19 protein-coding genes and 1 pseudogene are annotated in these 26,264 nt (G+C 70.8%); 14 read left to right on the top strand and 6 right to left on the bottom strand.

All coding sequences use genetic code 11. From position 1 onward, the window contains the following. Nucleotides 1-236 precede the first annotated feature (236 nt). The 6 genes from ftsZ (at nucleotide 237) to ACJ9NR_RS10975 (ending at nucleotide 5,287) form a co-directional block, all read left to right on the top strand. A complete protein-coding gene (gene ftsZ, locus ACJ9NR_RS11000) occupies nucleotides 237-1,427 on the top strand; it encodes a cell division protein FtsZ (RefSeq protein WP_412487342.1) in 1,191 nt (396 codons plus the stop codon). Nucleotides 1,428-1,453: 26 nt separating this feature from the next. Next, nucleotides 1,454-2,161: a peptidoglycan editing factor PgeF gene (gene pgeF, locus ACJ9NR_RS10995; protein WP_412487341.1), complete on the top strand. Its 708-nt coding sequence runs from the start codon at nucleotides 1,454-1,456 to the stop codon at nucleotides 2,159-2,161. A gap of 5 nt (nucleotides 2,162-2,166) precedes the next feature. After that, on the top strand, nucleotides 2,167-2,886 hold the full coding sequence (locus ACJ9NR_RS10990; RefSeq protein ID WP_412487340.1) for a YggS family pyridoxal phosphate-dependent enzyme: 720 nt from the start codon (nucleotides 2,167-2,169) through the stop codon (nucleotides 2,884-2,886). A gap of 128 nt (nucleotides 2,887-3,014) precedes the next feature. Continuing rightward, on the top strand, nucleotides 3,015-3,656 hold the full coding sequence (locus tag ACJ9NR_RS10985; protein WP_412487339.1) for a cell division protein SepF: 642 nt from the start codon (nucleotides 3,015-3,017) through the stop codon (nucleotides 3,654-3,656). 81 nt (nucleotides 3,657-3,737) lie between these two features. Next, nucleotides 3,738-4,022 carry a YggT family protein gene (locus tag ACJ9NR_RS10980; RefSeq protein WP_030596379.1) on the top strand — a complete coding sequence of 95 codons (285 nt, stop codon included), beginning with the start codon at nucleotides 3,738-3,740 and terminating at the stop codon, nucleotides 4,020-4,022. A 53-nt stretch (nucleotides 4,023-4,075) separates the two neighbouring features. Further along, nucleotides 4,076-5,287: a DivIVA domain-containing protein gene (locus tag ACJ9NR_RS10975; RefSeq protein ID WP_412487338.1), complete on the top strand. Its 1,212-nt coding sequence runs from the start codon at nucleotides 4,076-4,078 to the stop codon at nucleotides 5,285-5,287. Between the two features lie 181 nt (nucleotides 5,288-5,468). Here the strand turns inward: ACJ9NR_RS10975 and ileS are convergent, their stop codons facing one another. Beyond that, nucleotides 5,469-8,612 (bottom strand): isoleucine--tRNA ligase, encoded by a 3,144-nt coding sequence (gene ileS, locus ACJ9NR_RS10970; protein WP_412487337.1) that lies wholly within the window; start codon nucleotides 8,610-8,612, stop codon nucleotides 5,469-5,471. 604 nt (nucleotides 8,613-9,216) lie between these two features. On the opposite strand from ileS, the gene ACJ9NR_RS10965 reads away from it, so the two are divergent. The 6 genes and pseudogenes from ACJ9NR_RS10965 to ACJ9NR_RS10940 all read left to right on the top strand — a co-directional run bounded on the left by ACJ9NR_RS10965 (nucleotide 9,217) and on the right by ACJ9NR_RS10940 (nucleotide 15,785). Beyond that, a complete protein-coding gene (locus tag ACJ9NR_RS10965; protein ID WP_412487336.1) occupies nucleotides 9,217-11,124 on the top strand; it encodes a TraR/DksA family transcriptional regulator in 1,908 nt (635 codons plus the stop codon). 61 nt (nucleotides 11,125-11,185) lie between these two features. Then, complete coding sequence (gene lspA, locus ACJ9NR_RS10960; RefSeq protein ID WP_412487335.1) at nucleotides 11,186-11,761, top strand: signal peptidase II; 576 nt, start codon at nucleotides 11,186-11,188, stop codon at nucleotides 11,759-11,761. 93 nt (nucleotides 11,762-11,854) lie between these two features. Further along, complete coding sequence (locus ACJ9NR_RS10955) at nucleotides 11,855-12,799, top strand: RluA family pseudouridine synthase (protein WP_412487334.1); 945 nt, start codon at nucleotides 11,855-11,857, stop codon at nucleotides 12,797-12,799. Beyond that, the gene (locus ACJ9NR_RS10950; RefSeq protein WP_412487333.1) at nucleotides 12,796-13,278 is read left to right on the top strand and encodes a GNAT family N-acetyltransferase; all 483 of its coding nucleotides are present in this window, start codon (nucleotides 12,796-12,798) and stop codon (nucleotides 13,276-13,278) included. Before ACJ9NR_RS10955 ends, ACJ9NR_RS10950 begins: the two co-directional genes overlap by 4 nt. Before the next feature lie 74 nt (nucleotides 13,279-13,352). After that, nucleotides 13,353-14,939, top strand: a complete 1,587-nt coding sequence (locus ACJ9NR_RS10945; RefSeq protein WP_412487332.1) for a Na+/H+ antiporter — start codon at nucleotides 13,353-13,355, stop codon at nucleotides 14,937-14,939. Between the two features lie 106 nt (nucleotides 14,940-15,045). Next, nucleotides 15,046-15,785 (top strand): annotated as a pseudogene (locus tag ACJ9NR_RS10940) (SDR family NAD(P)-dependent oxidoreductase). Nucleotides 15,786-15,866: 81 nt separating this feature from the next. On the opposite strand, the gene ACJ9NR_RS10935 reads toward ACJ9NR_RS10940, so the two are convergent. After that, on the bottom strand, nucleotides 15,867-17,021 hold the full coding sequence (locus ACJ9NR_RS10935) for a mechanosensitive ion channel family protein (protein ID WP_412487331.1): 1,155 nt from the start codon (nucleotides 17,019-17,021) through the stop codon (nucleotides 15,867-15,869). Between the two features lie 106 nt (nucleotides 17,022-17,127). Between ACJ9NR_RS10935 and ACJ9NR_RS10930 the strand changes: the two genes are divergently transcribed. Continuing rightward, nucleotides 17,128-17,697: a dienelactone hydrolase family protein gene (locus tag ACJ9NR_RS10930; protein WP_412487330.1), complete on the top strand. Its 570-nt coding sequence runs from the start codon at nucleotides 17,128-17,130 to the stop codon at nucleotides 17,695-17,697. Nucleotides 17,698-17,709: 12 nt separating this feature from the next. Here the strand turns inward: ACJ9NR_RS10930 and ACJ9NR_RS10925 are convergent, their stop codons facing one another. The 4 genes from ACJ9NR_RS10925 to ACJ9NR_RS10910 all read right to left on the bottom strand — a co-directional run bounded on the left by ACJ9NR_RS10925 (nucleotide 17,710) and on the right by ACJ9NR_RS10910 (nucleotide 22,511). Then, nucleotides 17,710-19,389: an alkaline phosphatase D family protein gene (locus ACJ9NR_RS10925; protein WP_412487329.1), complete on the bottom strand. Its 1,680-nt coding sequence runs from the start codon at nucleotides 19,387-19,389 to the stop codon at nucleotides 17,710-17,712. Nucleotides 19,390-19,512: 123 nt separating this feature from the next. After that, on the bottom strand, nucleotides 19,513-20,322 hold the full coding sequence (locus tag ACJ9NR_RS10920) for a thioredoxin domain-containing protein (RefSeq protein WP_412487328.1): 810 nt from the start codon (nucleotides 20,320-20,322) through the stop codon (nucleotides 19,513-19,515). A gap of 99 nt (nucleotides 20,323-20,421) precedes the next feature. After that, on the bottom strand, nucleotides 20,422-21,117 hold the full coding sequence (locus ACJ9NR_RS10915; RefSeq protein WP_412487327.1) for a hypothetical protein: 696 nt from the start codon (nucleotides 21,115-21,117) through the stop codon (nucleotides 20,422-20,424). Between the two features lie 68 nt (nucleotides 21,118-21,185). Then, nucleotides 21,186-22,511 (bottom strand): DUF2252 domain-containing protein, encoded by a 1,326-nt coding sequence (locus tag ACJ9NR_RS10910; RefSeq protein ID WP_412487326.1) that lies wholly within the window; start codon nucleotides 22,509-22,511, stop codon nucleotides 21,186-21,188. A 204-nt stretch (nucleotides 22,512-22,715) separates the two neighbouring features. Between ACJ9NR_RS10910 and dnaE the strand changes: the two genes are divergently transcribed. After that, nucleotides 22,716-26,255, top strand: coding sequence for a DNA polymerase III subunit alpha (dnaE, locus tag ACJ9NR_RS10905; RefSeq protein ID WP_412487325.1), 3,540 nt, complete (start codon nucleotides 22,716-22,718; stop codon nucleotides 26,253-26,255). Nucleotides 26,256-26,264 lie beyond the last annotated feature (9 nt).

Here is a 26,264-nt window from a genome sequence, read left to right as displayed (position 1 = left end):
CTGATCACATAGGGTGAAAAGAAAAACGGGAGGTTCGGCGTGTTCGTTGAACGTGCGCCACTTGTCGACTTAGTGTCCTGTTCGGAAGAGTCCAGCGAACAGACACACTGGTAACCCTAAACTTCAACGTTAGGGTTTGGGTCGGCGATATGGACCGTCCCAATCGGCATCAGTCGTACGACCGCGGCACCGCCCGCGAGAGGACGACACGTAACTCGAGGCGAGAGGCCTTCGACGTGGCAGCACCGCAGAACTACCTCGCAGTCATCAAAGTCATCGGTGTCGGCGGCGGTGGTGTCAATGCCATCAACCGGATGATCGAGGTCGGTCTCAAGGGTGTCGAGTTCATTGCCATCAACACGGACGCACAGGCGCTGTTGATGAGCGACGCCGACGTCAAGCTCGACGTCGGCCGTGAACTCACCCGCGGACTCGGCGCCGGAGCCAACCCGGCCGTCGGCCGCAAGGCCGCCGAGGACCACCGCGAGGAGATCGAAGAGGTCCTCAAGGGGGCCGACATGGTCTTCGTGACGGCCGGTGAAGGCGGCGGCACCGGCACCGGCGGCGCACCCGTCGTGGCCAACATCGCCCGTTCCCTGGGCGCCCTCACCATCGGTGTGGTCACCCGCCCGTTCACCTTCGAGGGACGGCGCCGGGCCAACCAGGCCGAGGACGGCATCGCCGAGCTCCGCGAAGAGGTCGACACCCTCATCGTGATCCCCAACGACCGGCTGCTGTCCATCTCGGACCGCCAGGTCTCGGTGCTGGACGCCTTCAAGTCGGCCGACCAGGTGCTGCTCTCCGGTGTCCAGGGCATCACCGACCTCATCACCACGCCCGGTCTGATCAACCTCGACTTCGCCGACGTCAAGTCGGTCATGTCCGAGGCAGGTTCGGCCCTCATGGGCATCGGCTCGGCCCGTGGCGACGACCGTGCGGTGGCCGCGGCCGAGATGGCGATCTCCTCGCCGCTGCTCGAGGCGTCGATCGACGGCGCCCGCGGTGTGCTGCTGTCCATCTCCGGCGGCTCCGACCTCGGCCTGTTCGAGATCAACGAGGCCGCCCAGCTGGTCAGCGAGGCCGCCCACCCCGAGGCCAACATCATCTTCGGCGCGGTGATCGACGACGCCCTCGGCGACGAGGTGCGGGTCACCGTCATCGCGGCCGGCTTCGACGGCGGCCAGCCGCCCGCCAAGCGGGACAACGTCCTCGGCTCCGCCTCCGCCCGCCGCGAGGAGCCCGCCCCCGCGCGGCAGCCCGAGAGCCGCCCGTCCTTCGGCTCCCTCGGCAGCGTCACGCCGAAGGAGGACCCGGAGCCCGCGCCCGAGCCGGCGAACGACATCCCGGCCGCCCCGCCGGTCCCCTCCTCGCGGTCCTACTCGGACAGCGGTGCGGAGGAACTGGACGTACCGGACTTCCTGAAGTGATAGGACGGCACTCCGGGACGAGCACCGTGAACGGCGCGCACTTCGCTTTCACCGACCGGTGGGGCGGGGTGAGCGCCGTTCCGTACGAGGAGCTCAACCTCGGCGGAGCGGTCGGCGACGACGCCGACGCGGTACGGACCAATCGCGAGCTGGCGGCCAAGTCCCTGGGGCTCGACCCGGCCCGGGTGGTCTGGATGAACCAGGTGCACGGCGCGGAGGTGGCGGTGGTCGACGGACCGTGGGGCGAGTCTCCCGCGCCCGAGGTGGACGCCGTCGTCACGACGCGGCGCGGTCTCGCCCTCGCGGTCCTCACCGCCGACTGCACGCCCGTTCTGCTCGCCGACCCCGTCGCCGGGGTGGTCGCCGCGGCCCACGCGGGGCGGCCCGGCATGGTTGCCGGGGTCGTCCCCGCCGCCGTACGGGCCATGACCGGACTCGGTGCCGAGCCCGGCCGGATCGTGGCCCGCACCGGACCCGCGGTGTGCGGCCGGTGCTACGAGGTGCCGGAAGCGATGCGCGCCGACGTGGCCGCCGCCGAACCGGCGGCGCACGCGGAGACGAGCTGGGGTACGCCCGCGGTCGACGTGACCGCCGGTGTGCACGCCCAGCTGGAGCGGCTCGGGGTGCGCGACCGGGAGCGGTCGCCGGTGTGCACGATCGAGTCGGGCGACCACTTCTCGTACCGTCGCGACCGGACCACGGGGCGACTCGCGGGATATGTCTGGCTGGACTGAGGGACATGACGGACCGTAAGGACGAACTCGCCGCGAACCTGGCGAAGGTGGAGCGCCGTATCGCCGCCGCGTGTGCCGCAGCCGGGCGCGGGAGCGAGGAGGTGACCCTGATCGTGGTCACCAAGACCTACCCGGCGGGCGACGTGCGGATCCTGTCGGAGCTCGGTGTGCGGCACGTGGCGGAGAACCGTGACCAGGACGCGGCGCCCAAGGCCGCGGAGTGTTCGGACCTGCCGCTGACATGGCACTTCGTGGGTCAGTTGCAGACCAACAAGGTGCGTTCCGTGGTCGGTTATGCCGACCTTGTGCAATCCGTCGACCGCGCCCGGCTCGTCACGGCGCTGTCGAAGGAGGCCGTTCGGCAGGAGCGCGAGATCGGCTGCCTGGTCCAGGTCGCGCTGGACGCGGACGAGGGCGGACGTGGTGAGCGCGGGGGCGTCGGGCCCGGCGGAATCGAAGAGTTGGGCGAACTGGTCGCCCGTGCGCCGGGTCTGCGGTTGGACGGTCTGATGACCGTCGCGCCGCTCACCGGGCCTTACGCGGGTCGCGAACGGGCGGCTTTCGAGCGGTTGATGGATTTGTCGACCGACCTGCGCCGAGCCCATCCGGCTGCGAACATGGTCTCGGCAGGAATGAGTGCGGACCTCGAACAGGCCGTGGCGGCGGGGGCGACACATGTACGCGTCGGTACGGCGGTACTCGGAGTCCGCCCCAGGCTCGGGTAACGTCGCCAGGAAGTCGGACCACAGCAGAAAATATGGTCAATGCCGCCGAAGACGGGCGCAACGACCTCGTGGATCGCGGGCACTTGGCGGTCGTCAGCCGATCCACCACAGAGCGGAGGACTCAGAGCATGGCCGGCGCGATGCGCAAGATGGCGGTCTACCTCGGCCTCGTGGAGGACGATGGGTACGACGGCCGGGGATTCGACCCCGATGACGATTTCGAACCCGAACTCGACCCTGAGCCCGAACGGGACCACCGTCGGCACGAACCGTCCCACCAGCAGCATGTGGCACATCAGTCACAAAGGGACGAAGAGGTGCGAATCGTGCAGGCGCCGGCGGCGCGTGAACCGGTCGCCCGTTCCACTTCGCTCCCCGCGGAATCCGGCCGTCCGGCGCGTATCGCGCCCGTGTCGTCCATCACACAAGAACGCGCAAGCCTGGAGAAGAACGCACCGGTGATCATGCCCAAGGTCGTGTCGGAACGAGAGCCTTACCGGATCACCACGCTTCACCCGCGGACCTACAACGAGGCCCGTACCATCGGGGAACACTTCCGTGAGGGCACCCCGGTGATCATGAATCTGACTGAGATGGATGACACAGACGCCAAGCGACTTGTCGACTTTGCGGCCGGATTGGTGTTTGGTCTTCACGGCAGCATCGAGCGGGTGACGCAGAAGGTGTTCCTGTTGTCGCCTGCTAACGTCGATGTCACGGCGGAGGACAAGGCCCGCATCGCAGAGGGCGGGTTCTTCAACCAGAGCTGAGACGCACGACCGGAAACAGCGATACTGAGATACAGAGCAGTACCCAGCAGCACGGAAACAGGGGAGAGGGAAGCACGGGTCATGAGCGTGGTCCTTGATGTGATCTACATCGCGCTGATGTGCTTCCTCATCGTGCTGATCTTCCGGTTGGTCATGGACTACGTCTTCCAGTTCGCCCGCTCATGGCAACCCGGCAAGGCGATGGTGGTCGTTCTGGAGGCCACCTACACTGTCACTGATCCACCGCTCAAGCTTCTGCGGCGGTTCATCCCGCCGTTGCGTCTCGGGGGCGTGGCGCTCGACCTGTCCTTCTTCGTACTGATGATCATCGTCTACATCCTGATCTCTGTGGTGAGCCGGCTGTGAGCGATGTGACCTACCGTCTTGCCGAATGCCGACGACTACGTTGAGGTGAAGAGATGCCGTTGACCCCCGAGGACGTGCGGAACAAGCAGTTCACGACCGTCCGCCTCCGAGAAGGCTATGACGAGGACGAGGTCGATGCCTTCCTCGACGAGGTCGAAGCCGAACTGACCCGCCTGCTCCGGGAGAACGAGGACCTGCGCGCCAAGCTGGCCGCGGCCACCCGTGCCGCCGCCCAGAATCAGCAGAACATGCGCAAGCCCCCGGAGGGTCCCGGCGGTCCTGGTGGTCCCGGTGGCCCCGGCGGTCCCGGCGGCCCGCAGGACCAGCAGCACCAGGGCCACCAGCAGCATCCGCAGCACCCGCAGCAGGGCATGCGCGGTCCGGGCGCTCCCGTGCCCGCCGGCATATCGGGCCCGCCGCAGCAGCAGATGGGCGGCCCCATGGGAGGCCCGCCCCAGCTGCCCAGCGGTGCTCCGCAGCTGCCCGCCGGTCCCGGCGGTGGTCAGGGTGGTCCCCAGGGCCCCGGTCCGATGGGTCAGGGTCCGATGGGTCAGGGCCCCATGGGCCAGGGCCCGATGGGCGGCCAGCCCCCCATGCAGCAGCAGATGGGCGGCCCGATGGGCGGCCCCATGGGTGGCCCGATGGGCGGCCCCGGTCAGGGACCCGGTGGCGACAGCGCCGCCCGTGTCCTCTCGCTGGCTCAGCAGACCGCCGACCAGGCGATCGCCGAGGCCCGTTCCGAGGCCAACAAGATCGTGGGCGAGGCGCGTTCGCGTGCCGAGGGCCTCGAGCGGGACGCCCGTGCCAAGGCCGACGCGCTGGAGCGGGACGCGCAGGAGAAGCACCGCGTCGCGATGGGCTCCCTGGAGTCCGCACGCGCCACGCTGGAGCGCAAGGTCGAGGATCTGCGCGGCTTCGAGCGCGAGTACCGCACGCGTCTGAAGTCGTACCTCGAGTCCCAGCTGCGTCAGCTGGAGACCCAGGCGGACGACTCGCTGGCCCCGCCGCGTACCCCTGCGACCGCGTCCCTGCCGCCGTCCCCGGCGCCCTCCATGGCACCGGCCGGCGCGAGCGCCCCGTCGTACGGCGGCAACCAGCCCATGGGCGGTGCGCCGAGCCCGGCTGCCCCGTCCTACGGCGGTCAGCAGCAGATGTCCCCGGCGATGACCCAGCCGATGGCGCCGGTCCGCCCGCAGAGCCCGTCTCCGATGGGTCAGGCGCCCTCGCCGATGCGCGGCTTCCTGATCGACGAGGACGACAACTGACGGCCGCCCACGCGGCCCCGTAGTACGCGGTAGGCGTCGGCAGCCTTCACCAGGGCGGGGCCCGGACTTCGGTCCGGGCCCCGCCCTGGTGCGTACGCCGTGTTCGTCCGTGTGCGCCTGCTCGCCGCTGCAGAAGGGCCCGGCCTCCCCCGCGGGAAGGCCGGGCCCCGGTGCCTTCCGCCTACGCCTTGCGCAGGCGGAAGGTGAGCGACAGGCCCTCGTCGGTGAAGGGCTCCGAGTACGTCCCGTCCGCCTCGCCCTGGGCGAAGTCCGTGGCCAGGACCTCGTCCGAGATCAGCCCCGCGTGCTCGCTCAGGGCGGCGATGACGGCCGGGTCCGTGGAGGTCCAGCGCAGGGCGATCCGGTCCGCCACGTCGAGGCCGCTGTTCTTGCGGGCCTCCTGGATCAGGCGGATCGCGTCGCGGGCGAGCCCGGCCCGCCGCAGCTCCTCGGTGATCTCCAGGTCGAGGGCGACCGTGGCCCCCGAGTCGGAGGCCACCGACCAGCCCTCGCGCGGGGTCTCCGTGATGATCACCTCGTCGGGGGCGAGGCTGATCGTCTCACCGTCGACCTCGACCGACGCCGTGCCCTCGCGCAGGGCCAGGGACAGCGCGGCCGCGTCCGCGTTCGCCACGGCCTTCGCCACGTCCTGGACGCGCTTGCCGAAACGCTTGCCCAGGGCGCGGAAGTTGGCCTTGGCCGTGGTGTCGACGAGGCTGCCGCCGACCTCGGAGAGCGACGCCAGGGAGGTGACGTTCAGCTCCTCCGTGATCTGCGCGTGCAGTTCGGGGTCGAGGGAGGCGAAGCCCGTCGCCGCGATCAGCGCGCGCGAGAGCGGCTGGCGCGTCTTCACGCCCGACTCCGCGCGCGTGGCCCGGCCCAGTTCGACGAGCCGGCGCACCAGGACCATCTGCGTCGACAGCTCCGGGTCGATGGCCGACAGGTCCGCCTGGGGCCAGGAGGCGAGGTGGACCGACTCCGGGGCGTCCGGGGTCACCGGGACGACCAGGTCCTGCCACACCCGCTCGGTGATGAACGGGGTCAGCGGGGCCATCAGCTTGGTGACGGTCTCGACGACCTCGTGCAGGGTGCGCAGCGCCGCCTTGTCGCCCTGCCAGAAGCGGCGGCGGGAGCGGCGGACGTACCAGTTGGAGAGGTCGTCGACGAACGCGGACAGCAGCTTGCCGGCGCGCTGGGTGTCGTAGGCCTCCAGGGCCTGCGTCACCTGGTCGGTGAGCGCGTGCAGTTCGCTCAGCAGCCAGCGGTCCAGCACCGGCCGGTCGGCCGGGGCCGGGTCCGCCTCGCTGGGCGCCCAGTCGGAGGTGCGCGCGTACAGGGCCTGGAAGGCGACCGTGTTCCAGTACGTCAGCAGCGTCTTGCGGACGACCTCCTGGATGGTGCCGTGGCCCACGCGGCGCGCCGCCCACGGGGAGCCGCCGGCCGCCATGAACCAGCGCACCGCGTCGGCGCCGTGCTGGTCCATCAGCGGGATCGGCTGCAGGATGTTGCCCAGGTGCTTGGACATCTTGCGGCCGTCCTCGGCGAGGATGTGGCCGAGGCAGACGACGTTCTCGTACGAGGACCTGTCGAAGACCAGGGTGCCGACGGCCATCAGCGTGTAGAACCAGCCGCGGGTCTGGTCGATGGCCTCGCAGATGAACTGCGCCGGGTAGCGGGCCTCGAACAGCTCCTTGTTCTTGTACGGGTAGCCCCACTGCGCGAACGGCATCGAACCCGAGTCGTACCAGGCGTCGATGACCTCCGGCACGCGCGTGGCCGTCTTCCCGCAGCCCTCGTGGCGGCAGGCGAAGACGACGTCGTCGATGTAGGGGCGGTGCGGGTCGAGCTCGGACTGGTCGGTGCCCGTCAGCCCGGTCAGCTCCGCACGGGAGCCGACGCAGGTGAGGTGGTCGTCCTCGCAGCGCCAGATCGGCAGCGGAGTGCCCCAGTAGCGGTTGCGGGACAGCGCCCAGTCGATGTTGTTGTTCAGCCAGTCGCCGTACCGGCCGCGCTTGACCGTGTCCGGGAACCAGTTGGTGTTCTCGTTCTCCTGCAGCAGGCGGTCCTTGACGGCCGTGGTGCGGATGTACCAGGACGGCTGCGCGTAGTAGAGGAGCGCGGTGTGGCAGCGCCAGCAGTGCGGGTAGCTGTGCTCGTACGGGATGTGCTTGAAGAGCAGGCCGCGCCGCTGGAGGTCCTCGGTGAGCCGCTCGTCCGCCTTCTTGAAGAAGACGCCGCCGACCAGCGGGACGTTCTCCTCGAAGGTGCCGTCCGGGCGGACGGGGTTGACGACGGGCAGACCGTACGCGCGGCAGACCTTGAGGTCGTCCTCGCCGAAGGCGGGGGACTGGTGGACCAGGCCCGTGCCGTCCTCGGTCGTGACGTACTCGGCGTTGACGACGAAATGGGCGGGCTCCGGGAACTCGATCAGCTCGAACGGCCGTTGATACGTCCAGCGCTCCATCTCCGCGCCGGTGAAGGTCCGGCCGGTGGTCTCCCAGCCCTCGCCGAGCGCCTTGGCGAGGAGCGGTTCGGCGACGACGAGCTTCTCCTCGCCGTTCGTCGCGACGACGTAGGTGACCTCGGGGTGCGCGGCGACGGCCGTGTTGGAGACCAGCGTCCAGGGGGTCGTCGTCCACACCAGGAGCGCGGCCTCGCCGGCGAGCGGACCGGAGGTGAGCGGGAAACGGACGTACACGGACGGGTCGACGATCGTCTCGTAGCCCTGCGCCAGCTCGTGGTCCGACAGGCCCGTCTCGTCGCGCGGGCACCAGGGGGCCACGCGGTAGTCCTGCACCAGCAGGCCCTTGTCGAAGATCTCCTTGAGCGACCACCAGACCGACTCGATGTACTCGGGGTCCATGGTGCGGTAGGGGTCGGTGAGGTCGGTCCAGTAGCCCATGCGGGTCGTGAGCTCTTCGAAGGCGTCGGTGTGGCGGGTCACCGACTCGCGGCACCTGGCGTTGAACGCGGCGATGCCGTACGCCTCGATGTCCTGCTTGCCGGTGAAGCCGAGCTCCTTCTCCACCGCGAGCTCCACCGGGAGGCCGTGGCAGTCCCAGCCGGCCTTGCGGGCCACGTGGTAGCCGCGCATGGTGCGGAAGCGGGGGAAGACGTCCTTGAAGACGCGGGCCTCGATGTGGTGGGCGCCCGGCATGCCGTTGGCGGTGGGCGGGCCCTCGTAGAACACCCACTCGGGGCGGCCCTCGGACTGCTCCAGGGTCTTGGCGAAGATCTTCTGGTCGCGCCAGAAGTCGAGCACGGCGTGCTCGAGCGCGGGCAGGTCGACCTGGGCGGGCACCTGGCGGTACGTCGGCGTTGTCATCAGCGGGCTTCCTCCGGCGGACTTGCTGCCTTCCGTCCGGAGGGACGAGAGCCGTGTCCTTCTCTACGCCGGTTTCGGCGCGCTCCCGCGGTACCACCCTCCTTGGCCCCCCGACGCCGGATGAGCGACGGTGAGCCCCCTCATTGGGGTCGCGATGCCGGTTCTACTCGCCGCCGCCCGTCGGCTGCGGCTTTCTTCCGGCGGCTCCGGGGTGATCTTCACGTCGCGCTGGCCCCCGGGCTTCCACCGTCCCCGGGTCGCTCTGGGCTGCGTACGCCGCTACTCGTCCCCATCCACGCTTTTCGCTCCGCCCAGTGTACGGCGCCGCACGGACAGCGGCCGACCGGTTTCGGGGTACCCGGGAGTGCGGGCGCCTGCCGGCCGGAGATGACCCGAATGGAGCGGTACGCGTGTTCGGATCCTGGGACGGACGGTCCGGCGGATTACCCCGCGGGGAGCTGGGCACAACGCATGCAGGCTTGCGGAGCGGGGTGCGCGAGCCGGGCGAATCGGGCGGTGTGCCCCGTTGCCGCGGGGCTGAAGTCGATTTATCGTCCCAGCACGATTCGCGTGCAAGATCACAAAATGTGAAGGGGCCGCGGCCATGGTGGCGAAAAGGACCGCCGTACAGCAGTCGGCGTCGCCCACGGCGGCCACGTCGAGGCTGGTCCAGAGGGCGCGGGGGGTTGCCGGCGGAGGAGGACCGGACGCGGCGAAGCACGCCGAGAAGAGAACCACCAAGGCGGACGCCGCCGGCGCGGGGTCCCCGAAGAGGGCGACCGCGGCGCGGCACCGCGGGGTGCCTGCGGCGCCTGCCGGAGCGGCTGCGGAGGCGGGGGGCGGAGCGCAGACCGGGAGGAAGAGAGCTGGGGGAAAGACGGCCGAGGAGAAGACGGCCGAGGAGAAGACGGCCGAGGTGAGGAAGGCCGGGGGGAAGGGCGCCGAGGGGAAGAACGCCGAGGGGGGAGAGGCCGGGAGGAAGACGGCCGAGGCGAGGAAGGGCGCGGCCAGGACGGCGGCGGCCGCGAAGAGGCCGCCCAGGTCGACCGCGGCGACGAAGAGTGCGGCAGGGGAGACCGCGAACGGAAAGGCCGGGACCACGAGGACAACGGCGGCGAAGGGCACGACGAGGAAGACCGGTGCGGCCAAGAGCGCCGGGAAGAAGGCCGCAGCCGCCGGGGCCGCGGCAGAGGAGGCTGCGGCCACGAGCGGTACGGGGAAAGCGTCTGCCGCCGCTGAGACTGCGGGGAAGAAGGCGGCTGCCGCGAAGACCGCGAAGACCGCGAAGGCTACGAAGGCGGCGGACAAGGAAACCGGTGCCGCCAAGGGCGCGGGGAGGAAGGCCGCCGCCGCGAAGGCTGCGGGGAAGGAAGCCGCTGGCACGAAGGCCGCGGGGAAGGAAGCCGCTGGCACGAAGGCCGCGGGGAAGAGAACCGCTGCCGCGAAGGCCGCGGGCAAGGAGGCCGCTGTCGGCGAGGGCGCGGGGGAGAGGACCGCTGCTGCCGGGCCTGCGGGCAAGGAAGCCGCTGCTGCGAAGGGCGCGGGGAGAAAGGCCGCTGCCGCCAAGCCTGCGAGCAAGGAAACAGGTACCGCCAAGGGGGCGGGGAGGAAGGCCGCTGCGGCGAAGTCCGCGGGCAAGGAAGCCGCCGGCACGAAGGGCGCGGGGAAGGAAGCCGCCGGCACGAAGGGCGCGGGGAAGGAAGCCGCCGGCACGAAGGGCGCGGGGAAGGAAGCCGCCGGCACGAAGGACGCGGGCAAGGAAGCCGCCGGCACGAAGGCCGCGGGGAAGAGAACCGCCGCCACCAAGCCTGCGGGCAAGGAAGCCGCCGCCACCAAGGCTGCGGGGAAGAGAGCCGCTGCCGGTGAGGCCGCGGGCAGGGAGGCCGCAGGCACCAGGGGTGCGGCCGGGAGTGGTGCGGCCGGTGCGGCCGCGGCGGGTAAGGGCGCGCGCGCGAAGGGCGCGGGTGTGGGCAGGAAACGTACGGCCAAGACGGTGGGTGCGGCTCAGGCCGCGGAGGAGACGGGAGCCACGACAGTGGTTGCGAAGAAGACTCCAGGCACGGCCACGGCGGCGAAGACAGCCGTACCCAAGGCGCGGGCCGGGGCGGCGGAGCCCGGCGAGCTCGCGGTACGCCCCGGTGAGGACCCCTGGACCCCGAAGGAGGTCGAGGAGGCGCGGGCCGAACTGCACGCCGAGGCGACGCGGCTCAACGACGAGATCACCTCGTCCGAGAGCGCCATCGCCGGCCTGATGCGGGACTCGGGCGACGGCGCGGGCGACGACCAGGCGGACACCGGGACCAAGAACATCACGCGCGAGCACGAGCTGGCCCTGGCGGCCAACGCGCGCGAGATGCTCGAGCAGACCGAGCACGCCCTGCAGCGGCTGGACGCCGGCACCTACGGGCTGTGCGAGAACTGCGGCAACCCCATCGGCAAGGCCCGGATGCAGGCGTTCCCGCGGGCCACCCTGTGCGTGGAGTGCAAGCAGAAGCAGGAACGCCGGTACTGAAGGGGGCGGGAGGCGTGTCGTACCCTCGTCCTCAGTCAGGTATCTAGGTTGAGGGACTCACGTGGCAGAGGCGGAGCGCATCATCGGTACCCCGGACACCCCAGAGACCGCGGGGACCGAGCCGGAGCGGGGCGGTACCGCACGCCCCAGGGGCAAGCGCCGCATCGCCGTGCTGTTCACGGTCGCCGCGTTCGCGTACGCCCTCGACCTGATCAGCAAGATGATCGTGGTCGCCAAGCTGGAGCACCACGCGCCGATCCGGCTCATCGGGGACTGGCTGAAGCTCGAGGCGATCCGCAACGCGGGCGCCGCCTTCGGCTTCGGCGAGGCCTTCACGGTGATCTTCACGGTGATCGCGGCGGCCGTCATCGTGGTGATCGCCCGGCTCGCCCGCAAGCTCTACAGCCTGCCCTGGGCGATCGCGCTCGGCCTGCTCCTCGGCGGCGCCCTCGGCAACCTCACCGACCGGATCTTCCGCTCGCCCGGCGTCTTCGAGGGCGCGGTCGTCGACTTCATCTCCCCCAAGGGCTTCGCGGTCTTCAACCTGGCCGACTCGGCGATCGTGTGCGGCGGCATCCTGATCGTGCTGCTGTCCTTCAAGGGGCTCGACCCGGACGGCACCGTCCACAAGGACTGACCGCCGCCGGCTTCGTCCACAAGGACTGACCGCCACCGGCTTCGTCCACAGGCTCCGGTCGGTGCTGCCGGCCCCGTCCGGCATACTCGACGGGTGAGCACGATTCCCGAGATCCGTACCCTGCCCGTGCCCGACGGCCTGGAGGGCGAGCGCGTCGACGCCGCCATCTCCCGCATGTTCGGCTTCTCCCGGACCAAGGCGGCCGAGCTCGCCGCCGCGGGGAAGGTCACGGTCGACGGGTCGGTGGCCGGGAAATCCGAGCGGGTGCACGGCGGGGCCTGGCTGGAGGTCGAGATGCCGCAGGCGCCCGCGCCCGTGCAGATCGTCGCCGAGCCCGTCGAGGGCATGGAGATCGTGTACGACGACGATGACGTGGTCGTGATCGTCAAGCCGGTCGGCGTCGCCGCCCATCCGTCGCCCGGCTGGACCGGCCCCACCGTCATCGGGGGGCTGGCCGCCGCCGGTTACCGCATCTCCACCTCCGGCGCCGCCGAGCGCCAGGGCATCGTGCACCGCCTCGACGTGGGCACCTCGGGCCTGATGGCGGTCGCCAAGTCCGAGCGGGCGTACACCTCGCTCAAGCGCCAGTTCAAGGAGCGGACGGTCGACAAGCGGTACCACACGCTCGTCCAGGGCCACCCCGACCCGACCAGCGGCACCATCGACGCGCCCATCGGCCGCCACCCAAGCCACGACTACAAGTGGGCGGTCACGGCCGACGGCAAGCCCTCGGTCACGCACTACGACCTGATCGAGGCCTTCCGCGCCGCCTCCCTGCTCGACGTGAAGCTGGAGACCGGCCGCACCCACCAGATCCGCGTCCACATGGCCGCCCACCGCCACCCCTGCGTCGGCGACCTCACCTACGGCGCCGACCCGACGCTCGCCAAGCGGCTGCATCTGACCCGCCAGTGGCTGCACGCCGTGCGGCTCGGCTTCGAGCACCCCGGTGACGGGCAGTGGGTGGAGTTCGAGAGCGACTACCCGGCCGACCTGCAGAAGGCCCTGGACCAGGTCCGGGAGGAGACGTACGGATGAGCACGCCGGCGTACGGGGTGCGCGTCGCCGAGGACCCCGCCGACCTCCGGACGTGCTTCGCCCTGCGCAAGGACGTCTTCGTCGCCGAGCAGGGCGTGCCCGAGGACGTGGAGTACGACGCGTACGACGCCGTGGCCGTGCACGTGCTGGCCGTGCGCGACGACGGTGTGCCGCTCGGCACCGGGCGTCTGCTGCTCGGACAGGCGGCCGCCGCGAAGACCGGCGGCGACCCGTCGGTGGGCTCGCTCGGGCGTCTCGCGGTGACCCGGGACGCGCGCGGGCTCGGTGTCGGCGCGGCGCTGGTGCGGGCCATCGAGGACGCCGCACGCGCGCGCGGGCTGGCGGCCGTGGACCTGCACGCGCAGACGCACGCGCTGGGGTTCTACGAGCGGCTCGGATACGAGGCGTACGGGCCGGAGTACGCGGAGGCGGGCATCCCGCACCGCGCGATGCGGCGCGCCCTGCGGACCACGGGCTGAAGGCGCTGGTCGGGGCGGCGGCGTGGCAGGCTTGAGGTCTGCTGCCGTCGTCCGACCCGCCCGGAGCGCTGACCGTGGACCAGCTGGCCCTGCTGTTCGTGCTGCTGCTCGGGGCCCTGGTGAGCGTCCCGCTGGGGGACCGCTTCGGGTTGCCCGCGCCGGTGCTGATGACGCTGCTGGGGATCGTCCTCGCCGTCGTGGACTTCGTGCCGAACGTCGACGTGCCGCCGGACCTGATCCTGCCCCTGCTGCTGCCACCGCTGCTGTACGCGGCCGTGCGGCGCACCTCCTGGCGGCAGTTCGCGGCCAACCGCCGGCCGATCTTCCTGCTGGCGGTGGCGCTGGTCTTCGTCACCACCGTGTGCGTGGCCGCCGTGGCGCACACCATCGTGCCGGGGCTGTCCGTCGCCGCCGCCGTGGCGCTCGGCGCGCTGGTGGCGCCGCCGGACCCGGTCGCCGCGACCGCCGTCGCCGGGCAGCTGGGGCTGCCCCGCCGGCTGGTGTCCATCCTGGAGGGCGAGGGTCTGTTCAACGACGTGACGGCGATCGTGCTGTATCACGTCGCGGTCGCGGCCGTCGTCAGCGGCGCCTTCGATCCGGGGCGGGCCGCGCTGGACCTGGTGCTGTCCGCCGTCGTCGCCCTGGCCGTGGGCGTGGCCCTGGGCTGGGGCGCCAACCGGCTCCTGGACCTGCTGGGGGACGCGACCCTGCAGGTCGGCCTCACGCTGCTGGTGCCGTACGCCTCGTACGTCCTCGCGGAGGAACTGCACGGCTCCGGTGTGCTCGCCGTGCTCACCACCGCGCTCTTCCTCGCCGAGTACGGCACCGACCCCGACGACGTGATGACCCGGCTCGCCGGTCACACCTTCTGGGACATCGTCGACACCCTCGTCACCGGGGTCGCCTTCGGTCTGATCGGTCTCGAACTGCACAACGCGCTGCGGACGGCGTCCGGGCGGTGGAGCGAGATGCTCGGATGGGCGGGCGTGGTGGTGGCCGTGGTGGTCGTCCTGCGGCTGGTGTACCTGCTGCCGGCGACCTGGCTCACCAGACGGCTGCACGCCGGACGGGACCACGACGAGGACATCCCGATGACCTGGCGGGAGACCGTCATCATGTGGTGGTCGGGGATGCGCGGGGTGGCCTCGGTGGCGCTGGCGCTGGCGATCCCGCTGAGGACCGACGACGGCTCGGCGTTCCCGGACCGGAACGAGATCGTGTTCATCGCCTTCGGCGTGATCATGGCGACGCTGGTGCTCCAGGGACTGACCCTGCCGTGGCTGGTGAGGCGGCTGGGGGTGCGGGCCGACACGGAGCGGGAGAAGGCGTTCGAGAGGACGCTGGCCGCGCGGGCGGCCAAGGCGGCCAAACGCAGGCTGCGGGAGATCGAGGAGGTCGAGGAGCTGCCGGAGGAGCTGTCCGAGCAGATGCTGCGGCGGGCCTTCGAGATCGGGGTGCGGATCAGCCCCGAGATGGGCGAGGAGGAGCGGCGGGAGGCGCACGAGATGCGGGTGCGCCGGCTCAGGCGGATGCGCCGGATCCAGGGCGAGATGCTGAGCGCCGCCCGGCACGAGGTGCTGGCCGCGCGCAGCGAGCCGGGAGCGGATCCGGAGATCGTGGACCGGGTGCTGCGCCATCTCGACGTGCGCAGTCTGCGCTGACCTCCGCCGCCGGCGGGCACGTGGGGCCGCCGCGCCGCCCGGATACGGCCGCCGCGCCGCCCGGATATCGATCGCGGCCGGCGGCCGGGCTTCGTAGAGTCGCCTCATGGCTCGCAATGTCGTGATCAGTGGTGGCGGTACGGGAATCGGGCTCGCCGCGGCCCGTGTCTTCGCGGCGGACGGGGACCGGGTCCTGCTGCTGGGGCGCCGGGAGGAGGTGCTCAGACGGGCCGGGGTGCCCGGGGCGTCGGCCTACGCGGCCGACCTGAGTGACACGGCCGCCGTGCGCGGTGTCGCCGGTTTCGTGGCGCAGGAGTTCGGCACGGTGGACGTGCTGGTCCACAGTGCCGGGGGCACCGGGCAGCTGGAACCCGGGGCGGAGGGCGAGGATCCGCTCGACCGGGTCGCGCACGAGTGGACGGTGAACTTCCGGATCAACACCCTGACCGCCGCGCTGCTCACGGAAGCGCTGAAGCACCGGCTGGCCTCACGGGCGGACGGGTGCTGTTCATCAGCTCCATCGCGGCGTACCGGGGGTCCGGGAGCGGGGCGTACGGCGCCGCCAAGGCCGCCCTGCACCCGTACGCCCACGACCTGGCACGGGAGTTGGGGCCGCGCGGGATCACCGTGAACGTGGTGGCGCCGGGCTATGTGGAGGACACCGAGTTCTTCGGGCCGCGGATCGACCCGGCGCGACGCGAGCGGCTCATCGCCGACACCTCCACCAAACGCCCCGGTACGCCCGGTGACGTCGCCTCGACCCTGCACTGGCTCGCCTCCGCGGGCGCCGGCCACATCACCTCACAGGTCGTGCAGGTCAACGGCGGCGCCGAACGCGGACACTGAGGCCGCACGGGCCGCACGGGCCGCACGGGCCGCACGGGCCGTACGGGAGGGACCCGCACGGCCCGGGGCCGGCGTCTCGCCTCAGCCGCGGCCCGTCCGCGGCGACTCGGAGACACGGCGCGCGGCGGCACCGCCGTCGGCGTGGCCGGAGCGGTGCCCGTCACGCTGTGCGCCGATGTGCCCGTCCGCGGTGGGCCGGCCCGGCGGCAGGACCGCCTCCGCCGTGTTGACGCGGGGCAGGGCGTAGGGATGGTTCCGGCACAGCCAGGCGAGCATCTGCTCGCGCACCGTGACCCGGACCGTCCAGATGTCGTCCGCGTCCTTCGCCGTCACCAGGGCGCGGACCTGGACGGTGTTCGGCGTGGAGTCGGTGACCACGAGACCGCAGGCGCGGCCGTCCCAGGCCGGGCACTCGCGCAGGATGTCCCGCAGCCGTTCGCGCATCGCCTCGACCGGCGCGCTGTGGTCGAGGTGCCAGAAGACGGTGCCCGTCATCTGGTTGCCGCCGCGCGACCAGTTCTCGAACGGCTTCGAGGTGAAGTACGACACCGGCATCGTGATCCGGCGCTCGTCCCAGGTCCGCACGGTCAGGAAGGTCAGCGTGATCTCCTCGACCGTGCCCCACTCGCCGTCCACCACGACCGTGTCGCCGATCCGCACCATGTCGCCGAAGGCGATCTGGAAGCCGGCGAACATGTTGCTGAGGGTCGACTGGGCGGCGACACCGGCGACGATGCCGACGATGCCGGCCGAGGCCAGCAGCGAGGCACCGGCCGCGCGCATGGCCGGGAAGGTCAGCAGCATCGCGGCGACGGCCACCACGCCGACGCTCGCGGTCACCACCCGCATGATCAGCGACACCTGGGTCCGCACCCGGCGCACCCGGGCGGCGTCGTGGTGGGCGCGGGCGTAGTGGCTGTACGACGTCTCGACGATCGCGGCCGCGATCCGCACGACCAGCCACGCGGTGGCCCCGATCAGCACCAGGGTCAGCGCCTGGCCGATGCCGACCCGGTAGTCCCTGAGCCGCTGCAGCTGGTCGTAGGAGCCTCTCAGCAGGGCGGCGCAGATCACGAGCTGGTAGGGCACACGGGCGCGGCGCAGCAGCCCCCACAGCGGCGTCTCCCGGTGCCGTTCGTCGGCCTTGCGCAGCAGCTGATCGGTGGCCCAGCCGATGACCAGCGTGAGCACGACCGAGCCGCCGATCACGATCAGCGGACGCAGTACGTTCTCCATGCCTCCGAACGTAACCGTCTCCCGGGGCCATGAACATGTGAGTTGCGGCTCGATGCGGGTACGGCCGCGGAAGGGTGCTGCCGGACCCGGCTGGCACCATGGCCTCATGAACATCATGCTCTTTCACTCGACCTACGGCCTCAGGCCCGCGGTGCGCGAGGCCGCGGACCGGCTGCGCGGCGCCGGGCACGAGGTGTGGACGCCGGACCTCTTCGACGGGCGTACGTTCGAGACGGTCGAGGAGGGCATGGCCTGCAAGGACGAGATCGGCAAGGACGAACTGCTCAGGCGTGCCGTTCTGGCCGCCGCGCCCTACTCCGAGCGGGGCCTGGTGTACGCCGGCTTCTCGCTCGGCGCCTCCGTCGCCCAGACCCTCGCCCTCGGCGACGAGGGGGCCCGCGGACTGCTGCTCCTGCACGGCACCTCGGACATCGCGCCGAACGCCGCGGTGGACGGCCTGCCGGTACAGCTGCACGTGGCCGAGCCCGACCCGTTCGAGACGGACGACTGGCTGAGCGCCTGGTACCTGCAGATGGGCCGAGCGGGCGCGGACGTGGAGGTGTACCGGTACGCGGGCGCCGGGCACCTCTACACCGATCCCGGCCTGCCGGACTGGGACGAGGAGGCCGCCGAGGCCACCTGGCGGGTGGCGCTCGGCTTCCTCGGGACCCTGTAGCCGAGCCGGGGGCTACACGGGGCGGTAGGCGCGCTCGACCTTCTGCGTGCCGGAACGCGTGCGGTACGAACGCACCCAGGCCGAGGTCGCGTTCCGGTCCGTGCGGTCGGACAGGACGTAGTAGTCCATCTGCGCGCGGTCGGCGGTGACGTCCAGGACGCCGTAGCCGTGGCGGTCGGTGTCGACCCAGTGGACGTGCCGGTTGGCGGCGCGGATGACCGGCGCGGCGACCGCGGAGACCGTGCCCTCGGGCGCCTTCACGATGTCGTCGAGGTTGTCGGAGGTCACCGAGGTGACGACGAACTCCGTGGCGGCGGAGGCCGACAGCGGATACGTTCCGGCGTCCACCGGCACGTCGTTGGCCCACGCCATGTGGATGTCGCCGGTCAGGAAGACGGTGTTGCGGATCGCGTGGGAGCGCAGGTGGGCCAGGAGCTCGCGGCGGTCGTCCGTGTAGCCGTCCCACTGGTCGGTGTTGAGCGCGAGGCCCTCCCGCGGCAGCCCGAGCAGCTCGGCGAGCGGCCTGAGCAGGTCCGCGGAGAGGGAGCCGATGACGAACGGCGAGATCATCACCGAGTTGCCGACCAGCCGCCAGGTGGTGTCGGAGGCCTTCAACCCGGCCTTCAGCCAGTCCAGTTGGGCCCGCCCGGTGATCGTGCGGTCCGGGTCGTCGACCGAACCGCTCGCCGTGGACGCCTGCTGGGAGCGGAAGGAGCGCAGGTCCAGCAGGGAGAGGTCGGCGAGCTTGCCGAAGCGCAGCCGGCGGTAGGTCGTGCCCGCGATCGCCGGGCGGACCGGCATCCACTCGAAGTAGGCCTGCTTCGCGGCCGCCTTGCGGTCGGTCCAGGTGCCCTCGGCGCCCTCGGTGTGGTTGACCGCGCCGCCGGACCAGGCGTTGTCGGCGAACTCGTGGTCGTCCCAGATCGCGACGACCGGCGCCGTGTGGTGCAGCGCCTGCAGGTCCGGGTCGGTCTTGTACTTGCCGTGCCGGGTGCGGTAGTCGGCGAGGGTGATGATCTCGTGCGCGGGCGCGTGCGGGCGCACGACCGTGCCGCGGGCCGCGTACTCGCCCGACTTGTACTCGTAGATGTAGTCGCCGAGGTGCAGCCAGGCGTCGAGGTCGCCCCGGGCCGCGAGATGGCGGTAGGAGGCGAAGTAGCCGCCCTCCCAGTTGGCGCAGGAGACCACGCCGAAGCGCAGGCCGGAGACGGCGGCGTCGGCGGCGGGCGCGGTGCGGGTACGGGCGACGGGGGAGTCGGTGCCGCCGGCCGAGAAGCGGAACCAGTAGTCGGTGGCGGGCGCGAGGCCCCGTATGTCCGCCTTGACGGTGTGGTCGGAGGCGGCGGTCGCGGTGGTGGAGCCCTTGGCCACGACGTCGGTCAGCGCCCTGTCCCGGGCGACCACCCAGCCGACCTCGGTGTCCGGACCGAGCCCGGAGCCGGGAACGGCGTCGGCCGTGGGCGTCACCCGCGTCCACAGCAGGATGCCGTCGGGCAGCGGGTCGCCGGAGGCCACGCCGTGCAGGAAGGCGGGCGTGTCCGCGGCGGCGCGGGCGGGGAACGCGGCGGCGAGCGGGCCCGCGACGATACCGGCGCCGGCCGTCGCCGCCGCGGCTTTGACGACTGTACGGCGGCGGGGCGCAGGCGAGTTGGGGTCCTGAAGCGCCTCGGATGATCTGAATCGACTGGTCACGGGCGATCAGGTTACTGGCTGGTATGCGCCGGAGCGGGCGAACACGGAAAGTTCGCCCGCTCTTCACGCGGAGGCCGGGGAGCCCGGTCGGGGCAAGGGCCTTCCCGGAGCCCCGGCCGGAGCTCAGGACTTGAGGGCCGCGCCCACCACCTTGTTGAAGTCGGCCACGGTCAGCAGCGGGCTGCCGTTGTTGAGCTGCTTGCCGTCCATGACGAAGGTCGGGGTGCCGGTGACGCCGTCCTTGTTGTCGTCGAAGGTCTTCGACATGGCCATCGCCCAGGCGTCGTAGGTGCCCTTCCTGACCGCGTTCTGGAACGCGGTGTTGTTCTTCAGCGCGGGGACGGTGTTCGCGACCTTGATGAGGTAGCTGTCGTCCTTGAACTTGTCCTGCGTCTCGTCCGGGTGCCACTTCGTCGAGTAGAGGGCGCTCTTGTACTGCAGGAACGCCTCGTCGCTGACGTTCAGCGCGGCGCCCAGGGCGCTGAGCGCGTTCTTGGAGCCCTCGCCGTTGTCGTGGCCGTCGATGAACGTGGCGCCGACGTACTGGAACTTGAACTTGCCGGCGTCGATGTCCTTCTTCACCGTCGCGCCGACGGTCTGCTCGAACTGGGCGCAGACCGGGCAGCGCGGGTCCTCGTAGACCTTGAGGGTCTTCTTGGCGCTCGCCTTGCCGATGACGACTGTCGTGCCGTTCTTGCCGGTGGTGTGGGCCGGTGCGACGACCTTCTCGTCCTTCACGGCCTCCCAGTGGCTGGGCTTGTTCGCCTGCACGACGGCGTAGCCTATGCCGCCCGCCGCCGCCAGGACGACCACGATCGAACCGGCCACGATGGCCTGCCGCCTGACCTTGGCCCGCTTGGCCTGGCGCTCGCGTTCCTGGCGCAGCCGCTCGCGGGCCGCCGTCTTCGCCGCCTGGCTGTTGCGCTTGCTCATGTCGGTGTTCTCCCTGTGGGACGCGCAGCTGTATGCGCGCAGAGCGTGTGGGGGACTGGTCGTGCTCGGTGAGGCCGGCCGGGCGCCCGGGAAGGGCGCTCAGACCAGCGCGGGCGAGCACGGCGGTCCGCGCCGTCCCAGGGAGTGCACGAGGAGCCGGTCGAGGACGAGGGCGGCCGGCGGGCCGGGGCGCCCCAGGCGCCGGAGCACGGCGGCGGGCCGTACGGCCACCGCGGCGACCGCGAGCAGCAGCGGCCGGAACGTCGTCGCGGCGGCCGCCCGCAGCAGCTGGGTCAGGGCGCGCTCGCCGCGGCGCAGCCAGGCGGCGGCGAGCAGGCCGACACCGACGTGCGCGCCCAGCAGCAGCCAGGTGGTGGCCGGGTCGGCATGGGCGAGCAGCGACGCGAGCCGGTCGGTGCCGGTGTCGGCGGCCACCCGGGTCAGCGGGGTGCCGACCTGGGTGCCGGTGCCGCACAGCAGGTCCCAGCCGACGGAGCGCAGCGGGCCGGTCACCGGTCCGCCCGCGGGGCCATAGCAGACGTGCTGACCGGTGGTGAAGACCGTGTCCGCGGCCAGCTCCAGCGGGATCAGCAGGGCGGCGATCGGACCGAAGCCGCGCTCGCGGCCGGCCAGGGCGTAGGAGACCGCGAACACGGTGGCGGCGACCGCGGCCACCGTGTTCAGCGGCAGCGGGACCTGCGACAGCAGCACGTGCGACGCGGTGCTGAGCGTCACGACCAGCGTCGTGAACAGCGCCGCGCGAAGCGCTCGGAGTCGGATCCCGGTTATGTCCATAGCGAGGAAGAGTGTGTCATGCGCTCCGGTAAGAGAGCCCTAAAAGGTCCCTGTGAGAGCCCGGACCGTCACAGACCCGGAATCCGGCCGTTGCGGAACAGGTCGACGAAGATCTGGTGGTCCGCCCGCGCGCGTGCGCCGTAGGTGTGCGCGAAGTCCGTCAGCAGGTCCGCGAAGCCGTCCTCGTCGGCGGCGATCACCGCGTCGATGGCGCGCTCGGTGGAGAACGGCACGAGGGACTCGCCGGAGGTGTCGTCGGCCGCCGCGTGCATGGTGGCCGTGGCCCGGCCGAGGTCGGCGACGACGGCGGCGATCTCCTCCGGGTCGTCGATGTCGCCCCAGTCCAGGTCGACCGCGTACGGCGATACCTCGGCGACCAGCTGCCCCGCGCCGTCCAGCTCGGTCCAGCCCAGCCACGGGTCGGCGTGCGCCTGCAGGGCGCGCTGTGAGATCACCGTGCGGTGGCCCTCGTGCCGGAAGTAGTCGCGGATCGCCTGGTCGGTGATGTGCCGGGAGACGGCCGGGGTCTGGGCCTGCTTGATGTAGATCACCACGTCGTTCTCCAGGGCGTCGCTGTGGCCCTCGAGGAGGATGTTGTACGACGGCAGGCCGGCCGAGCCGATGCCGATGCCGCGGCGTCCGACCACGTCCTTCACCCGGTAGGAGTCCGGACGGGCCAGCGACGCGTCCGGCAGCGTCTCCAGATAGCCGTCGAAGGCGGCGAGGACCTTGTAACGGGTCGCCGCGTCCAGCTCGATCGAGCCGCCGCCGGGGGCGAAACGGCGCTCGAAGTCGCGGATCTCCGTCATCGAGTCCAGCAGCTCGAAGCGGGTCAGCGAGCGGGCTGCGCGCAGGGCGCCGAGCAGCGGGCCCTCGGCGGTGTCCAGCGTGAACGGCGGCACCTCGTCGCTCTTCGCGCCGGTCGCCAGCGCGTGGACGCGCTCGCGGTACGCGCCCGCGTAGATCCCCACCAGCTCGGTGATCTGCCGGTCGCTGAGCGCCTTGGCGTAGCCGATCAGGGCGATGGAGGCGGAGAAGCGCTTGAGGTCCCAGGTGAAGGGGCCCACGTAGGCCTCGTCGAAGTCGTTGACGTTGAAGACCAGCCGGCCGTTGGAGTCCATGTACGTGCCGAAGTTCTCCGCGTGCAGGTCGCCGTGGATCCACACGCGCGAGGTGCGGTCGTCCAGGTACGGGCCGCCCCGCTTGTCCGCGTCCAGGTCGTGGTAGAAGAGGCACGCCGTGCCCCGGTAGAACGCGAACGCCGAGGCCGCCATCTTCCGGAACTTCACGCGGAACGCGGCCGGGTCGGCGGCCAGGAGCTCGCCGAAGGCGGTGTCGAAGACGGCGAGGATCTCCTCGCCGCGCTGCTCGTCGTTGAGCTGGGGTACCGACATCGCGGGGTGCCTCCTGGTGCATGGATGTGTACGACGGCGTTCCGTCGTTTCCAACGGGTGAGGACGCGCGGAAGTGCCCGGGATCCTCGCTGTGAAGGTACGCGGCGGAGCCCCCGGAGTGTCAGTGCCGGGGCATAGACTTCGGCGCTGACCCCACAACCGTCCGAGCGCCCGTCACCGAGTGTTTTCCATGGAGGCCGCACCGTGTCAAAGCCGCCGTTCACGCACCTGCACGTCCACACCCAGTACTCGCTGCTGGACGGTGCCGCGCGGCTGAAGGACATGTTCAACGCGTGCAACGAGATGGGCATGACGCATATCGCCATGTCCGATCACGGCAACCTCCATGGGGCGTACGACTTCTTCCACTCCGCGAAGAAGGCCGGAATCACCCCGATCATCGGGATCGAGGCATATGTCGCGCCCGAGTCGCGGCGCAACAAGCGCAAGATCCAGTGGGGCCAGCCGCACCAGAAGCGCGACGACGTCTCCGGCTCCGGCGGTTACACCCACAAGACGATGTGGGCCGTGAACAGGACGGGCCTGCACAACATCTTCCGCCTCTCCTCCGACGCCTACGCCGAGGGCTGGCTGCAGAAGTGGCCCCGCATGGACAAGGAGACGATCTCCCAGTGGTCGGAGGGGATCGTCGCCTCCACGGGCTGCCCCTCGGGCGAGGTCCAGACCCGGCTGCGCCTGGGCCAGGAGGAGGAGGCCCTCAAGGCGGCCGCCGACTACCAGGACATCTTCGGCAAGGACCGCTACTTCCTTGAGCTGATGGACCACGGCATCGACATCGAGCACCGGGTCCGCGACGGCCTGCTGGAGATCGGCCGGAAGCTCGGCATCCCGCCGCTGGTCACCAACGACTCGCACTACACCTACGCGCACGAGGCGACCGCGCACGACGCCCTGCTGTGCATCCAGACCGGCAAGAACCTCTCCGACCCCGACCGCTTCAAGTTCGACGGCACCGGCTACTACCTGAAGTCCACGGACGAGATGTACGCCATCGACTCCTCCGACGCCTGGCAGGAGGGCTGCCGCAACACCCTGCTCGTCGCCGAGATGGTCGACACCACGGGCATGTTCGAGAAGCGCGACCTGATGCCCAGGTTCGACATCCCCGAGGGCTACACCGAGGTCACCTGGTTCAAGGAGGAGGTCCGCCGCGGCATGGAGCGCCGCTTCCCCGGCGGCGTCCCCGAGGACCGCCAGAAGCAGGCCGAGTACGAGATGGACGTCATCATCTCGATGGGCTTCCCGGGCTACTTCCTCGTGGTCGCCGACTTCATCATGTGGGCCAAGAACAACGGCATCGCGGTCGGCCCCGGCCGTGGCTCCGCGGCCGGCTCGATCGTCGCCTACGCCATGGGCATCACCGACCTCGACCCGATCCCGCACGGCCTGATCTTCGAGCGGTTCCTCAACCCCGAGCGCATCTCCATGCCCGACGTCGACATCGACTTCGACGAGCGCAGGCGCGTCGAGGTCATCCGGTACGTGACGGAGAAGTACGGCGCCGACAAGGTCGCCATGATCGGCACCTACGGCACCATCAAGGCCAAGAACGCCATCAAGGACTCCGCGCGCGTGCTGGGCTACCCGTACGCGATGGGCGACCGCATCACCAAGGCCATGCCCGCCGACGTCCTGGGCAAGGGCATCCCGCTGTCCGGCATCACCGACCCGCAGCACCCGCGCTACTCGGAGGCCGGCGAGGTCCGCGGGATGTACGAGAACGAACCGGACGTGAAGAAGGTCATCGACACCGCACGCGGCGTGGAGGGCCTGGTCCGGCAGATGGGTGTGCACGCGGCCGGCGTGATCATGTCCAGCGAGACCATCACCGAGCACGTGCCGGTCTGGGTGCGCCACACCGACGGCGTGACCATCACGCAGTGGGACTACCCGAGCTGCGAGTCGCTCGGTCTGCTGAAGATGGACTTCCTCGGCCTGCGCAACCTGACGATCATGGACGACGCCGTCAAGATGGTGAAGTCCAACAAGGGTCTCGACATCGACCTGCTGAGCCTGCCGCTCGACGACCCGACCACCTTCGAGCTGCTCCAGCGCGGCGACACCCTGGGCGTCTTCCAGTTCGACGGCGGCCCCATGCGCTCCCTGCTGCGCCTGATGAAGCCCGACAACTTCGAGGACATCTCCGCCGTCTCGGCCCTGTACCGCCCGGGCCCGATGGGCATGAACTCCCACACCAACTACGCGCTGCGCAAGAACAAGCAGCAGGAGATCACGCCCATCCACAAGGAGCTCGAAGAGCCCCTGCGGGAGGTCCTGGACGTCACCTACGGCCTGATCGTCTACCAGGAGCAGGTGCAGAAGGCCGCGCAGATCATCGCCGGCTACTCGCTCGGCGAGGCCGACATCCTGCGCCGGGTGATGGGCAAGAAGAAGCCCGACGAACTGGCGAAGAACTTCACCATCTTCCAGGCCGGCGCCCGCAAGAACGGCTACAGCGACGAGGCGATCCAGGCCCTGTGGGACGTCCTGGTCCCCTTCGCCGGCTACGCCTTCAACAAGGCGCACTCGGCCGCGTACGGACTGGTGTCGTACTGGACGGCGTATCTGAAGGCCAACCACCCCGCCGAGTACATGGCGGCGCTGCTGACCTCCGTCAAGGACGACAAGGACAAGTCGGCCGTCTACCTCAACGAGTGCCGCCGCATGGGCATCAAGGTGCTCCCGCCGAACGTCAACGAGTCGGTGCACAACTTCGCCGCCCAGGGCGACGACGTGATCCTCTTCGGCCTGGAGGCCGTGCGCAACGTCGGCACGAACGTGGTCGAGTCGATCATCAAGAGCCGCAAGGCCAAGGGCAAGTACGCCTCCTTCCCGGACTACCTGGACAAGATCGACGCGGCCGCCTGCAACAAGCGCACCACCGAGTCACTCATCAAGGCGGGCGCCTTCGACACCCTGGGCCACACCCGCAAGGGCCTCACCGCACAGTACGAACCGATGATCGACAACGTGGTCGCGGTCAAGCGCAAGGAGGCCGAGGGCCAGTTCGACCTCTTCGGCGGGATGGGCGAGGAGGAGTCCAGCGAGCCCGGGTTCGGCCTCGACGTGCAGTTCACCGACGAGGAGTGGGACAAGACCTACCTGCTCGCCCAGGAGCGGGAGATGCTCGGTCTCTACGTCTCCGACCACCCGCTCTTCGGCCTGGAGCACGTGCTGTCGGACAAGGCCGACGCCGGTATCGCCCAGCTCACCGGTGGCGAGCACGCCGACGGCGCGGTCGTCACCATCGGCGGCATCATCTCGGGCCTGCAGCGCAAGATGACCAAGCAGGGCAACGCCTGGGCGATCGCCACGGTGGAGGACCTCGCGGGCTCCATCGAGTGCATGTTCTTCCCCGCGACCTACCAGCTGGTGTCGACCCAACTCGTCGAGGACGCCGTGGTGTTCGTCAAGGGCCGCCTCGACAAGCGCGAGGACGTCCCCCGGCTGGTGGCGATGGAGCTGCAGGTCCCGGACCTGTCGAACGCGGGCACCAACGCCCCCGTGGTCCTCACCATCCCGGCCACCCGGGTCACCCCGCCGATGGTCAGCCGCCTCGGCGAGATCCTCAGCCACCACCGGGGCGACAGCGAGGTCCGCATCAAGCTCCAGGGCCCGACCAGGACCACGGTCCTGCGCCTGGACCGGCACCGGGTCAAGCCCGACCCGGCCCTGTTCGGCGATCTGAAGGTGCTGCTCGGCCCCTCCTGCCTGGCGGGCTGAGCACCGGCT

The sequence above is a fragment of the Streptomyces sediminimaris genome (genome assembly GCF_047049295.1).
GTDB classification, from domain to species: Bacteria; Actinomycetota; Actinomycetes; order Streptomycetales; family Streptomycetaceae; genus Streptomyces; species Streptomyces sediminimaris.
Note: the sequence above shows the minus strand (reverse complement) of the source record. Positions and strands in the feature narration are given on the sequence as shown.